General features: G+C 35.6%; 11 protein-coding genes. 1 reads left to right on the top strand and 10 read right to left on the bottom strand.

All coding sequences use genetic code 11. From position 1 onward, the window contains the following. Positions 1-41: 41 nt before the first annotated feature. The 9 genes from EO244_RS10890 to EO244_RS10850 form a co-directional block, all read right to left on the bottom strand. On the bottom strand, positions 42-1,949 hold the full coding sequence (locus tag EO244_RS10890; RefSeq protein WP_129254709.1) for a tetratricopeptide repeat-containing sensor histidine kinase: 1,908 nt from the start codon (positions 1,947-1,949) through the stop codon (positions 42-44). Between the two features lie 257 nt (positions 1,950-2,206). Further along, the gene (locus tag EO244_RS10885) at positions 2,207-3,430 is read right to left on the bottom strand and encodes an alanine dehydrogenase (protein WP_129254708.1); all 1,224 of its coding nucleotides are present in this window, start codon (positions 3,428-3,430) and stop codon (positions 2,207-2,209) included. Between the two features lie 114 nt (positions 3,431-3,544). Next, on the bottom strand, positions 3,545-3,970 hold the full coding sequence (gene tsaE, locus EO244_RS10880) for a tRNA (adenosine(37)-N6)-threonylcarbamoyltransferase complex ATPase subunit type 1 TsaE (protein ID WP_129254707.1): 426 nt from the start codon (positions 3,968-3,970) through the stop codon (positions 3,545-3,547). 40 nt (positions 3,971-4,010) lie between these two features. Then, a complete protein-coding gene (gene porX, locus EO244_RS10875) occupies positions 4,011-5,570 on the bottom strand; it encodes a T9SS response regulator signal transducer PorX (RefSeq protein WP_241687971.1) in 1,560 nt (519 codons plus the stop codon). A 162-nt stretch (positions 5,571-5,732) separates the two neighbouring features. Beyond that, entirely contained in the window at positions 5,733-9,296 is a 3,564-nt protein-coding gene (porW, locus tag EO244_RS10870) for a type IX secretion system periplasmic lipoprotein PorW/SprE (protein WP_129254705.1), read from the bottom strand. Between the two features lie 202 nt (positions 9,297-9,498). Then, positions 9,499-10,251, bottom strand: coding sequence for an amidohydrolase family protein (locus tag EO244_RS10865; RefSeq protein WP_129254704.1), 753 nt, complete (start codon positions 10,249-10,251; stop codon positions 9,499-9,501). Beyond that, positions 10,248-11,126: a DUF4296 domain-containing protein gene (locus tag EO244_RS10860; protein WP_129254703.1), complete on the bottom strand. Its 879-nt coding sequence runs from the start codon at positions 11,124-11,126 to the stop codon at positions 10,248-10,250. Before EO244_RS10860 ends, EO244_RS10865 begins: the two co-directional genes overlap by 4 nt. A 105-nt stretch (positions 11,127-11,231) precedes the next feature. Then, positions 11,232-11,984 (bottom strand): ABC transporter ATP-binding protein, encoded by a 753-nt coding sequence (locus tag EO244_RS10855; RefSeq protein WP_129254702.1) that lies wholly within the window; start codon positions 11,982-11,984, stop codon positions 11,232-11,234. After that, positions 11,981-12,721 carry an MlaE family ABC transporter permease gene (locus EO244_RS10850; RefSeq protein WP_129254701.1) on the bottom strand — a complete coding sequence of 247 codons (741 nt, stop codon included), beginning with the start codon at positions 12,719-12,721 and terminating at the stop codon, positions 11,981-11,983. The genes EO244_RS10855 and EO244_RS10850 overlap by 4 nt, the downstream gene beginning before the upstream one ends. 177 nt (positions 12,722-12,898) lie before the next feature. Between EO244_RS10850 and EO244_RS10845 the strand changes: the two genes are divergently transcribed. Further along, complete coding sequence (locus EO244_RS10845) at positions 12,899-13,981, top strand: mannose-1-phosphate guanylyltransferase (protein WP_129254700.1); 1,083 nt, start codon at positions 12,899-12,901, stop codon at positions 13,979-13,981. A gap of 48 nt (positions 13,982-14,029) precedes the next feature. Here the strand turns inward: EO244_RS10845 and porN are convergent, their stop codons facing one another. After that, the gene (gene porN / locus EO244_RS10840) at positions 14,030-14,878 is read right to left on the bottom strand and encodes a type IX secretion system ring subunit PorN/GldN (RefSeq protein WP_129254699.1); all 849 of its coding nucleotides are present in this window, start codon (positions 14,876-14,878) and stop codon (positions 14,030-14,032) included. Between the last annotated feature and the right edge of the window lie 31 nt (positions 14,879-14,909).

The raw sequence follows: 14,909 nt of genomic DNA, 5'->3' as shown, positions 1-14,909 counted from the left end.
AAGACTAAATAAAACGAGTTTTCGCATGTCATTGAATAGATTTAAGCTTGCGCAGGAATTGTAAAGCGTGCTAAAGTACCATGACTACCATTATTAATGTGTTTCAGGTCTATAACATCCAGTTTCATCTGGTGTTTCGATTTATAATTATAAATCTGAATCCGATCACGAGCAATTTGCATAGCCAAAGATTTCTTTTCTTTCATGAATGACTGCTTCCGGCCTTCTTCTATCCCAATCCCGTTATCCTGAATACTAAAGGCAATAGCACTATCATCAACCAGTTCTAATTTAATGAGAATCTCAGGATTATCAACTTTCTGAAGATTGGCATGAACAAGCGCATTTTCAATAAAAGGTTGGGTTAACATGGGGGGAATATTCAATTCGTCTAAATCAATCCTATCATCAATATCAAAACGAAAATCAATTGCATAATCGAAACGCAACTTTTGCAGTTCAATATATTTATGAAGGGTGTCCAATTCTTTCCTCAAACTGATATTTTCCTCTCGGGAATCCTCCAATATATTACGAACTAAACTCCCCAACTCTGAAAGATAGAGGTTCGCTTTATCACTTTCATTATCCAATACCAAAGACTGAACGGCCGTCAACGCATTAAATAAAAAGTGAGGATTCATTTGCGATAACAAGACTTTTTGGTCCAAACTCATCAACTTATGCTGCGCCTTAAGCTTATTAATTCTAAAGGAAACAACAATGGCAATCACACCCAATAGCATAATGACAAACATAGCAACCAGCCATGCATTCTTTTTATCTAATTCCAAACTCTGAATCTGTGCTTTCTGAGTCATTAGCTCCATTTTTTGCTTGGTATGATCCATATCATACTTAAGCATCAAGTCGTTGTATTTTTCATCATTCAGAGCCTTTTGAATTGAATCTCCTATTCTTCTGTAATTCTCAAATGACTCAAGAGCTAACCTATAATCTCCTGTTAATTTATACAACTTAGAATAAGCTGCATACACATCTGACTTCCAAGCATAATCCTGATTACTTTCAGCCAAATCCTGCATGGTTCCAACTAATCTTTTAGCCTCACGATATTCTTTTTTAGCAAGCGACAACTCAAACAATTCGTTGTAGACACCCAAAAGCTCCTCGTAATTTCCCTTTAGTTTTCTAATATTAAAGCTCTTATTCAAATAATCAGAAGCCTGGTCATAATCCTTTTTTCTTCGATAAATAATGCCAATATTCAAATACAACTTACTCTCCATTGAAATATTTCCGCTAGCCAGAACATTTTTCAAGGACTTTTTGTAAACTTTTAATGCATCTTCTAACCTATCTTGATTCTCATAAATAACACCCAAATTATTTAATGCATTAACCTGATCTGCCAAATTATTAGTCTTTACAGCCAAATCATAACCTAAAGTGAAATATTCTTCCGCTCTGTCAAAATTGCCCATCATAACAGATATATTCCCTAAATTGATATAAATGGAAGTTAAGCCAGCAGTATATTTAATCTCAGAAAAAATATCAACCTCTCTCAAATAATACTCTAAAGCTTTATTATACTCCCCTTTTCTTTTATAAAGAACTCCAATATTTCCTAAAATTTTAGCAGCCTGAATCATATTCCCCAATTCTTCAAACTTGTTTAAAGCTTTATTATAATAATTCATACAGGAATCATTTTCACCTAAATAATAGTAATTAATCCCCTGTGTTTTATATGCAAAAGCTAATAACGAATCTGTCTGCTCTTTTTCAGCTAAACGAATAGCCTTTTCGCAAATCTCAACACTTCTGTTTTCACTACTATCACGAAAACTAACAGAAGATTCTATCAGTTTCGAAATAATTTGTTCATGAATATTTAAGGTCGATTCATCCTTTGAATTCTGAGCATTAAGAACTGATACAAAAGAATTCAATATGAAAAATAAAAGGCAGATTTTTTTTTGCATAATAATGGCTGATTTAAGTTGGCAAAATAAAACAAAACTATTGAGAAACAAAACTTAAGATTCAATAAGAATAAGTTTCTTATGCAAATCATCCCATTATGGAAAACACTCTAAATCAAAATTAAAAAAAGCTTACTCAATAAAAGTAAGCTTCAATTATGATCTAAAGATCAATTTATATGTTTTAAATGATTGAAACTGGCAACACACTATCCATACAAGTTTAGCTAACAGTATTCAAAATCAACTTTCTAAAATTACATGGATGCAAAAAACAGATTAATATCCTTAGCCAATATACCCGTGCAATCGCCTAAACGTTGATTGGTTAAAATTCCACGATAAATATAAGTCCCATGACGAAGGCCCATATCCGTCTTTAAGAATTGGTGTAAACCTCCATTATTACCAATATGCAACAATAGCGGGGCACAAATATTACTCATGGCTAACGATGCCGTTCTGCTGACATGAGAAGCCAAATTGGGAACACAATAATGAATCACATCGTGCTTTCGAAATACGGGGTTTTTATGAGTCGTTAATTCTGAGGTCTCAAAACAGCCTCCCTGATCAATACTCAAATCGATGATAACAGAGCCTGGCTTCATTTCTTTTACCATTTCCTCTGTTACAAACGTTCCCGGGTGATTCCCTTCGTAACGAAGAGCTCCAATAACAACATCAGCCGATTTTAATGCTTTACTAAGTACATGGGGATGAAATGTAGAGGTGTGGATACGTTGTCCCAAATGATCTTCCAATCGGCGTAAACGATACATCGAATTATCAAAGACTTTAATGTTTGCACCAAGTCCCATGGCGGCTCTTCCTGCATATTCAGCCGCTGTACCTGCGCCAAGAATAACGACTTCGGTGGGGGAAACACCTGTCACACCGCCTAATAAAACGCCCTTTCCACCTTTGCCCTTACTTAAATACTCTCCGGCTATCATAATAGCAGATACCCCTGCAATTTCGCTCATCGAACGAATTACAGGGAAATGATTATCCCTATCTTTCAGATATTCAAAAGCAATTGCAGTCACTTTTTTGTACATCAATTTGCGAATATCTTCAGCACACTGGCAATGTACCTGAAGGGCTGACATGATAATCTGATTGCCCTTAAGCATTTCAATTTCGTCAGATGACAAAGGTGAAATCTGCAAAACAATATCGCATTGATATATCTCGGCCTTGGTACGAACTATTTGTGCTCCTTTCTCACTGTATTCTCTGTCAGGGTAATTCGATGCAAGCCCTGCTCCTTCCTCAATAATTATTTCATGCCCGTTATTCACCAACATCTCAACAGTAAGTGGTGTCAGACAAATACGATTCTCACCTTTATAATCCTCGCGAGGAAGACCTATCACCAATCTCTTTTTACTCTTCTCAATCTCTAAAAGTCTCTCCTTTGGATGATAAAACTCATATCCAACGGGAAAATTTTTAGGGGTATCACCTAGGTTTGTCATAATCGTCATTTATACCGTTAGTGTCTTCTTTAGAAATACAAGTTAATGTTTTTTTTAGAGCTTAACAGATTTTGATAATTACTAGTGCTAAGAAAGAGCTAAATGAGTAATAAATCAGGCCATCTGAACCTGAATTGTCCGACTTCCATCTTCCTCTTCAGTAAAATTCAAATTGATAACGTCATTGGGTAAAATTGATTCGATACGCTCGGGCCATTCGATAAAACAAATGGCCTGGCTATAAAAATAATCTTCATAGCCAAAATCATAAGCCTCCTGTACGTCTTCAATTCTGTAAAAATCGAAATGGTAAACAATCTGTTCTTTCCGGGTATGATATTCGTTTACAATAGCAAATGTTGGGCTATTAATTGTATCCTCTACACCCAACTCCTCGCAAACAGCCTTCACAAAGGTTGTTTTACCAACACCCATCGAACCATACATGGCAAAAACACGATGACGCTCACCCACTAATTCAATAAACTGCTTCGCTACCGAATTAATCTCTTCCAGGCTATTTATTTTTAACTCTGTCATTTTCACGTTTACTAATTGTATCTATTTCTATCAAAAACTTTTATTTTTTCTTTGGGCTCAAAGTTATCAAAGGAATTAACATTTCTTCCAATGAAATCCCGCCATGCTGAAATGTATTTTTATAATAAGAACTGTAATAGTTATAATTATTCGGATAAGCCAGAAAATCTTCGCCCGTAGCAAAAATATAAGATGAACTCATATTCATCTGTGGTAAACAAGCTTGAGATGGTTTGGTCACCTCGAAAACTTCCTTGGGATTATAATTCAAATTTCGACCTTGCTTGTACCTCAAGTTGGTGTTGGTTTGTCTGTCTCCAACCACTTTTACCGAATTCTGGACGCGAATAGCCCCATGATCGGTTGAGATGATCAATTTGATATTTTGCTCTGATAATTTTCTGATCAACTCCAATAATTGGGAATGTTCGAACCAGGAAGCTGTTAATGAACGATAAGCAGCCTCATCATTTGCCAATTCGCGAATCATCTCGCTTTCGGTGCGCGCATGAGAAAGCATATCTACAAAGTTGTAAACAAAAACATTCAATTGAGAATCCAGTAGAGTTGACAGATTATCAATGATTTTAGATCCTGTTTTCTTCGAATTAACCTTCTCGTAGTTAAACTTCACATCTCTATACTTGCGTTTTAGATGTAAGGCTAGTAGTTCTTCTTCATGTATGTTTTTACTACTGTCCTCATCTTCGTTAATCCACAATTCGGGATAGTGTTTCTGAATATCCAAAGGCATTAAACCAGCAAACATCGCATTACGGGCATATTGTGTAGCAGTCGGTAAGATTGAGCAATACATGTCGTCATCCTTCATCATAAAATAATCACTTATGATGGGGTATATAATCTGCCACTGATCAACACGCAAATTGTCAATCAATACAAAAACCACTTTCTCACCCTTATCTAATAAAGGAAAAACCTTATCTCTAAAAACATTGGGTGAAAACAAGGGTTTATCATTGCTTTCGGAATTGATCCAATCCAGATAATTCTTTTTAACAAATCGTGCAAAAAGATTATTGGCTTCGGATTTTTGCATTTTAAGCACTTCATCCATACCGGAATCTTCGATACCAGCCAATTCCAACTCCCAAAAAACCAACTTCTTATAAACCTGCTTCCAATCCTCCAGGCTTCTGCAATCATTAATTTCCATACCCAATTGTGAAAATCGGGATTGGTACGCTGAAGTTGTTTTTTCAGATACCAAACGTCTTTTATCGGTATTTTTCTTGATACTAAGGAGAATCTGTTTTGGATTTACAGGCTTGATCAGATAGTCGCTAATATGACCACCAATAGCCTCATCCATTATGTCTTCCTCCTCACTTTTTGTAATCATTACAATAGGAAGAGTAAGGTCGATTGCTTTTATTTCAGACAAGGCTTCCAAACCTGACATACCAGGCATATTCTCATCCAATAAAATCAAATCGTAATGGGTGTTGCGAACCATATCAATGGCCTCAGTCGCATTATTGCATGTATCAACGATATAATCTTTCCCCTCGAGGAAAATAATATGCGGTCTCAATAAATCTATCTCATCGTCAACCCAAAGTATCTTAATTGCTTTCACGTACATTCTATTTAAAATTCTACAATTGGCAATGTGCCAGACATCACCTTTAGTATTCGATGTAGTAACAAGATTTTACAGGATGTCGTTTATCCAACTTGTTCTACTCAACAAGTAACGTTTTTAGCCTTCAATATATTTCAATTAAAATACTAAGAAAGCTTAATTTAAATAGCGTTTGCTAAAGAATTTTAAATACTGATCCGCATCCATCAGATTCTTGAATACTTCGAAATTATCTTTCGAGATAATAAAATTGCGATAGCCAGACTTCTCCACCTGATCGAACAAGTTCCTATTAGAAATAATGGCTCTGAAATACATCATTGCTTGCTTCTTATTTCTCATATTCGAAACCACAATCATATCGCGTTTCTCATCAAGAGACAGACGTTCGGTTTTTAATGTTCTTGTGTTATATTTTTTTATGCCATTTTCAACAAGTTTGGCATTAACGCCTTCTTTATTAAAAATCAAAACAAAATGATGAGCAACATCCGGTTGATACACATAGGGGCCATTATCGGCATCAAGTTTTTTAGTTCCCTCAGCCTTCTCTTTAGCTGCCTTTTTGATATAATTTTCACTGAAAAATGACAGATATTCACTCAGGGTTCTGTTCACAAAAAAATTCATAAAATTCTTCTCACCTATTACAAAACTCTCATAATCTATCTGTGCCAACTGATCAAACACATTTTTATCAGAAGTTATCTGATTAAAATATTCCATGGCTGAATTTTGTGAGCCAAGATTATTAACCACAACCATTGTATGAGTTTCATCATACTGCTCTTTTATGATACTGAAATCCTTATCGTGGTTAAAAACATCAGTTTTCAGTTTAATCACATTTACCTTACGTGTAGGCACCAGAAGAATAAAGCGATGGTTATCAGTCGAATCTATTTCAAATTCTTGATTTTCAGCCTCTGGATCGATTAACTCCCCTTCTTTTTTAATTAGGGTCGTTTTCTTCTGATAATAATGCTTCTTATAAAAACTCATATACTCATTTACCAATTCCTCCTTTTTCATTGTTTCAAAATTGGAAACAGATATTACGAAATTTTTGTAAGGAATACTTTCCAAGCCATTATATGCTTTATCAGAAGCAACAATCTCATTAAAATACGTAAGACCTTCTTCTTTATCTTTAAGCCCTTTTACCAAAATAATAATATCGTTCTTATTCAATGAAAGTCGATCAGTTCTGAGACTTCTCTTATTTGCAGCCCTATTGAAACGATCAATATTAAACATGACTCTGTTAGGATCAGTTGCCCTTTTCTTGAATAACAAAACAAAATAATGTTCTTCATTAGGAATAAATTTGAAATAGTCCTTCTCTGAGTTTAAATCGTCCTGGTTACCATTTGCCATTTCCAGGGCTAACTGATCTTCAATTCGCCAGTTAATCAACAAACGATTCTGCCGTGCCTTATTCATATCTTCCTGAGAATACCTAACAGGAACCGAACCAGCATTTATGGTACTTAAAATACCGCGTGTAATTTCTTCAATTTCGGTATTAGGTTTTGAATCGAGTAATTCCTGCAAAACTGTCTTAAAAACTTCCACATTCTGAGTTCGCCCAATGGACAATGCTCTTAGAAATAAAAAATTAGATTCTAATTTTGACTCCGGATATTTCTTTACTGCCTGTTCACACATGCGAATAACCTCATCGTAATAAAAATTTTGGAAAGCATCATATGCTGCCAAATACAAGGACTCGGCTTCTTTATTCTGAGCTTCAATTTTCGCCCAATAATTAGGATCTTTAATCGCCTTGGCATAATCAGTATCAGCAAACTCAGTCAGAATTCGATTCTTATAATATTCTGATTTGGACAGATTTCCAGTTTGTACACAAAGAGAATAACACTGATAATAAGCAGATAACAAATATGGATTTTGAGGGAAACGCTTAAGCAAAGTCTCCATTGTTTCCAGAGCTTTTGCTTTATCCGATAAACGCTCCGAATACACAAATGACGCCTCATGTAAGGCTTCCATAATCTTTTGATCCGATTTCTTCATCAAATCATCAGTCAGAGGTAAATCAGCCAAATAAAAGGCCCTACTCTTGGGATCAGCTTTCTCTTGATTGGCTTCAGGGCTATCATTTTTGTCTTCAGCCGTTTCATTAAAATCATCACCCGAAACAATCGATTTATCTTTACGTCTCCAGTTATCTGCCAATTTTCGCCTTCCCCATTTACGTTGAAATTCAGACTTTCCAAGCCCAACCGTTGTCGGGTTATAGAAATACCAGTTACCCTGAGTTTGATTAGAATTATTTGAACGGAAATTGCCTACCATATTATTCTGAACAAAAAAGGTTTTATCGGCTCTGCTTTCCGCCTCAGCTAATTTTATAGCTTCCTCTTTTTCAAATTCTTTATCAATCAAATTCCTGATTAGGAAATCTCTTTCTTTTTCACTCATTTTGGCTATTTGCTGTAAGCTATCCTCTCTTTCAACTGTATTGAGATGATTAACCAAGTCAGTTAGATTGCCAACTCTAAACGATATATCACTATAGTTCGGATAAGTTTGATTCAGGTAAATCATAGAGCTGTCATAACAAATCTGAGCTTTCTTGTAATTTAAATCAGCAAAATAATAATCTGCCAATTTAATGAACGACACCGCTTTCTGATTGTCATTGGACACACTTTCTTTGGTTGAATTCCAATAGTTGGCAATGGCAGCATTTTCATCCCCATCTTTCATATCCATCTCTGCTAAAGCAAAGTAAATCTGGTCCCTGTAATCCGAATTTTTTCGATCCTTAAGCATTTTATTCAGTTGCTTACGAATTTCCAAACCATTCTCGGAACCTGAATAGGTGAGCGCCTGCGAGATTTTTGCATTAAAAGCCATCTCATAAGTCGAATGCAATTTTATCAAACGCTGAAAAGCATCGGAGGCATTAGTGGGCTGATCAAGTTTTAGATAGAGCTGACCAAGGATATAATAATATTTAGCCTTAATACGCTTCGTAGTTTGCAACTCAATTGCGGTTTGAAGATTGGAAATAGCTGCACCGTAGTTTTTCTCACGAATACCAATATCTGCAAGAAGAGCTGCAATTTCCTGTTTGTTATTTCGTGACAGATCCGGTAGTGCACTTACTTCATCCAATAATATGGTAGCTCCTGTAAAATCTTCCTGATTAATAGCGCACCTGGCTAATTCGATTTGAAATTCGGGTTTTAATTTCGATTCAGGAAAATCTTTCAAACCTTGCATCAAAGCTTTTTCTGCCGTTCTGTAATCGGCCTTATAAAACTGAGCTCTGCCCAACAACAAATAACAATCCTCTATCCAACTATTAAATTCGCGCTTTTTACGAAATTCTTTATACTTTTCAGATTGTTTGACTTTTTTACGCTTGGGTTTTCTTGTTATTGAGTGCAATTTTATTGCCTTCGTTGCCTTATCAATTGCAATGTCAATATCTCCTGCTGCTAAAACACGTGCACTGGCATCCTGATAATCAAAAACAGGTAAAATAGTGGTATAATTATATTCGATACCCTCTTCAATCTTCTTCTTACCAGCCTTTAAACTTTCCTTCCCATTAAAGAAAACATTGTAATATGTCGTGAGAGCATGATACTGTCGACTCACAAATGTGTTTTTTTGATTTGAGCAAGCCATTGAAATGAGACCTAAAACCAGACTCAAAATGGCAATATTTAACTTTCCTTTATTCAAAACAATTCTATTTTTATTGGAAATAACTGAGGTCAGAAGACCTGAATAATGTATCTGAAAATACGAAACAATATACAAATAGATTAGTTAGCTATCAGCCTTAGCAACTAATTTTTATACAGATTAGAATGTAATTATTCAACCAGGCTAAACTTCAAACGCAATCAAAAAAAAAAAAAGCATCACAGATCAACTCTATTCCCTACACTAAAACCTTTAGCTTACTGTCAGGCTTTAAACTTAGGGGCTCGTAATTAAGATTGGTAATCAAGTTAACTCCAGGTTTCTTACCGGTGTCAAAACTGCCAAGATGATCAAGACCTAAAAGCCGGGCTCCGTTTAAACAGGCCCAACTAATGAGCTGCTCCAATTTTAAATCAGGCTCAATTTCCTGTAAGTATTTAAGTTCCTCAAAAACCGATAATTTCTGATGACTTGATAAACTCCCTGTACCTATACAAAACGCTTTATCTAAAGAAATATTGTTGGGAAATAACCGGCCTAAAATTGAATCAGGAAACTCTGTAAGAAAATTGCTTTTATGATCTCCACTACATTTGCAAACATCTCTAAAACTAACCCTGGATTTTAATTTAAGAGTTTGGCTGATGGAGGAAGGGAAAAAATCAGCAGCGCCCTTTGTTCCATAGGCCTCAAGATGATTTATCGCTTTTTGAATAGATGGCAGATCACCACTTTTGCCCAATGACAATTCATTCCAGTTTTTGAAATTTAAGCCCTCTGCATTTATTTCGGGCCACGAAAGGCATGTAAAAACATCAACAAATCCTGGTACAAGAACCCCGCTATAATATTCCAGATTCTGAATTTCCTTAACCGATCCTTTCCTATCAATCAAGTCTGCTACAGAATTATCATCATTCAAAATTAAAATTCCATTCTTCAAAGGAGTTCCAACATTACTAATAATATAACTGGCAGAGATCTTTCTCATTTCTTCTTTAACTCTTTAATATCTCTTATTTTTTTAGGCCTATCAAGTTCATCATACTTCTCAAATCGACCATCTCCGAATCGTCTCGTTTTCATAATAGAATCCAATCCTAAAGAATCACGTTTAATTTGAGGGTTGAAAATCATGATATCTCTCAAATCGATATGCTGGGTGAAATTACTATCCGGATTGCTCCAGGCAATGATACTCCCTCTTAACTCTTTATAAGTAGAATCGGGGCGCTCCAATTGGGTTTCATATTTTAGTAATTTATCAGAGAAATCAATCGGTATTGAATCGAAATTGATCCGTTTACCTTGTTTTGTCGAGTCTTCTTTCCAGAAATAGGCTTTTAAAAACGGGCTCCAGCTTCCATCATCCTTAAATCGTTGAATCCTTGCACGAACAGTATAAATTCCCATTTCTGTGAGCGGAATAGAGAAATTTAAATTCTCATGTCGCCCACGAGCTAACAGAATACGTCTTCGCCCCTTCCACAAATTTACAGTATCACTAACGACTAAAGAGTCTTTTAAAGCAATACGAAATTGAGTCTCTAAACGATTAAGTGAATCTATCACTTTCTCATAAATCGTCTCGTATAAAGCTGAATTTTGAGCGTAAAAACTCACACATGAGTCAAACTGCTCAGGGGTAATGTTGTACTTTTTATAAATAGAATTGTAATAATAACTCGGCTTATACTCTTTGCCTCGGCTAACAATATTCTTTGTAGTCAACACTCCATCTGCAAGATGAATATCAAATACGATTCGAGTAAAATCATCCTGAGATAAATACGTTTTTTTCTCTTTAGAGGTACACGAGAATAAAAGTACTATTGCAAAAAGCAGAAATATAAATTGTTTATTCATAATAAGTCAGTACAGAATTAATCTTTGGCAAAGATAAAAAATCAGTTCATAGAAACTTGTTTAAAATATTTAAATCAGAGTGATTCTGTCTGATGCAAAATAAACCTAGAGCTTCGACTTAATCTTCTTAAATAGATTCGATGCAAATACAAAATTATTTAAAGCTTGATTTTCTGTGTCGAAAATTTCATCACTACAACCTTCCCAGGCTTTTACACCTTTATTGATGAACAAGATTTTCTCTCCAATCTCCATCACCGAATTCATATCATGTGTATTAATGATGGTTGTCATATTGTATTCCTTGGTAATTTCCTGAATAAGTTGGTCAATCACAATTGCCGTTACAGGATCCAGCCCTGAATTGGGTTCATCGCAAAATAAATATCTTGGGTTAAGAGCAATGGCTCGCGCAATGGCAACCCGTTTTTGCATTCCCCCGCTTATCTCAGCAGGATATAGCTTATGGGCCTTTTTAATATCCACTCGGTCTAAACAGAAACTCACACGCTCCTTCTTCTCATCCTCGCTCATAGCCGAGAACATATCCAGAGGAAACTTTACGTTTTCTTCTACAGATAACGAATCGAAAAGTGCACCTCCCTGAAAAACCATTCCCATTTCCTTACGAATCTCTTTCTTATCCTTGAAATTCATATTGGTGAAATCTCTATCATCATAATAGATATATCCCGTATCCACATCGAGTAAGCCGATAATCGATTTTAATAAAACCGTTTTACCAGAACCACTTTGTCCAATAATTAGATTGGTTTTACCCGCCTCAAATTGAATAGAAATGTCATTTAAAACATCCAATTCACCAAAAGATTTATTGATATTTTTTAATGTTATCATTTCAATAAAAGTTGAGTGAGAATTAAATTCGCCAATAGGATAAGAATACTACTATTGACAACTGCTTTGGTACTTGCCTTACCTACTTCCAAGGCCCCTCCTGATACATAATAGCCGTAAAATGACGGAACTGAAGTAATAATAAAAGCGAAAACAAGTGTTTTAATCAAAGAGTAAATTATATAATAAGGAATCAGGTCAACCTGAACACCGTAGATAAAATCAGGAACACTAACTGTACCTGCCATATAACTGGCCATCAAGCCACCTGTAATACCTACAAAAACACTTAAAACATATAGAAAAGGGTTGATAAAAACCGCAGCAATAATCTTAGGAAAAATCAAATATGAAGCCGAATTAATACCCATTATTTCAAGGGCATCAATCTGTTCGGTCACTCGCATAGAGCCAATTTCAGATGCAATATTAGAACCAACCTTTCCTGCTAATATCAAGCCCACAATTGTGGATGAAAATTCAAGAATCATCGATTCCCGGGTGGTATAGCCCACTAAATAATCGGGCAATAATGGGTTCACGAGATTATAAGCTGTTTGCAAACTGATAACGGCTCCCATAAAAACAGAAATAATAACCACAATGCCCACAGAGTTGACTCCCAACTTATATATCTCTTTAATAATCTGAGCAAAGAATACACGACCTTTCTCTGGCTTAGAGACAACTCTCTTCAGAAAAAGGATATACTGTCCTATATTTTCAAAAAAACTCATAAGAATTACATTTTATGATAAAAGTAACAATTATCCCTCAATTATCATCTACAAAGATAAAAAGCCGGAATAAATCAAAACATTTCAATCTCAGTTTGAAATCAGTAATTGAATGAGTAATTTTAAGGAAAGTAAGGCAATAATCTATCCTTACTTAATGTCTTAAAACACACAACAATGAATTCAAATAATTACTGTGTCATTATGGCTGGTGGAGTCGGTTCCCGATTCTGGCCATTAAGCAAACAAAAAAGTCCAAAACAATTTCTTGATATTCTAGGTACAGGTAAAACCCTCATTCAAATGACTTTTGAGCGATTCAGCTCTGTTTGCCCTACTGAGAATTACTATATTGTAACCAATGAACAGTACAAAGATTTGGTTCTGGAGCAACTCCCGCAACTGAAGGCAGACCAAATACTGCTTGAACCTTTGATGAGAAACACTGCGCCCTGCATCGCTTATGCCAACTATAAAATAAAACAAAGAAATGCGGATGCCCGAATCATTGTTTCACCTGCTGATCATCTCATCACAAATGAAACAGAGTTTCTAAACGTGATAAACAAAGGGCTCGATTACGTTGATCAAACAGATAAGCTTCTTACATTGGGCTTAAAACCCAATCGCCCTGAAACGGGATACGGCTACATTCAGATAGAAAAAAAAGCAGCTGACTTAGGCATCTCAAAAGTTAAAACTTTTACAGAGAAACCCAATCTTGATCTTGCGAATATCTTTATAAAGTCAGGCGATTTTTTCTGGAACTCGGGTATTTTCATTTGGTCACTTTCGGCTATCGAATCGGCATTCAAAACCTATTTACCTGATATCGACAGCCTTTTTTCTTTGGGAAAAGACGGTTTCAACGAAGCCTCTGAAAGAGAATTTATCGATAAGATCTATCCGGAATGCCCAAACATCTCAATTGATTATGGCATACTTGAAAAATCAGATAAGGTATATGTCTTCTGTTCTGACTTTGGTTGGTCTGATTTGGGGACATGGGGATCGCTTTACGACAGATCAGATAAAGACGGAGCCGGTAATGCTATCCAAGGAGATAATGTTATGCTTTACGATTCTGAAAATTGTTTGATCAATGTTCCTAAAGAGAAACTGGTCGTTGTACAGGGAATTAATGATTATATCATTGTCGATAGTCAGGATACCTTACTGATTTGCAAAAAGGAAAACGAACAGGATATTAAAACCTTTGTTGGCGATGTTAAGGTCTCCAAAAACAAAAAATTTATCTAAAAAAAAGAGGAGCCACAAAAGCTCCTCTTTTTTTAACATTCAAATATCTTAATACTCCCAAAAGTCTTGCTCAACATTCAAGAGATCGTTCTTAATTTTTTCTGATTCCAACATGGTTTGCAGACCAACTGTATACGACTCAATTCGTCGGTTATCATGAACATTTGAAACCTGTGTAATATAGCTTGAAAAACGTCTCTTCATAAATAAATCATCGTAAGAAAAACGTCGGGCATCATTAAACGGATTAAAAACTTCATGCGTAGCTAACAAGGGGCGAGCTTCCGGGAAGAAAATCCAAAACATCTTCTTCTTACGAAGTCCGTCGAGCTCAGAGTCTCCGTCCTTTACGTACTCACGAATCGGACATAAACCAATAATTCGAACTTGCAGAGTTGAACTTTGTTTATCAAACAGCCACTGCTCTTTAACCTGATATTTAGTCACCTCATTGGTATTGATTGATCGGGGTACAATCTTAGTTTCCATCAAGCCTGTCTCTCTGTTGGCTTGTCTGATTGTATCAACACCCGCTCCAAATTTGGTTCGAATATCTTCTATACTTAAAGGTGTTGTAAACTCATCATCATCTGTATCGTAAGCTGTAAGGCCTTCATTCTCGATTCCAAACATCAACAAATCAATCAAACTGTATCGATCATCCATCGGTTGAGTTGGATAATACATAGGCTGATTCATCTTCTCACGAAGATTTATCTCTCGCCAAACAAGTTTAGAGAAAATAACATCTGCCTCACGTATGTGAGCATATGGAATGGGTCTCTCATTCTTAGTATGATTCTTAGAATAGATACTAGTTGGAGTTGTTTGTGCTTTTGATTGAGAAAAGCCACCCATTAAGATTAAACCGACTAATAAAAATACAATCCTTTTCATCCGTAAATAATTTTTATGTCCAAGGCAGATG

The organism is Ancylomarina salipaludis, assembly GCF_004122035.1.
In the GTDB taxonomy this organism is placed as follows: Bacteria; Bacteroidota; Bacteroidia; order Bacteroidales; family Marinifilaceae; genus Ancylomarina; species Ancylomarina salipaludis.
This window is presented reverse-complemented; position numbering and strand designations above follow the sequence as displayed.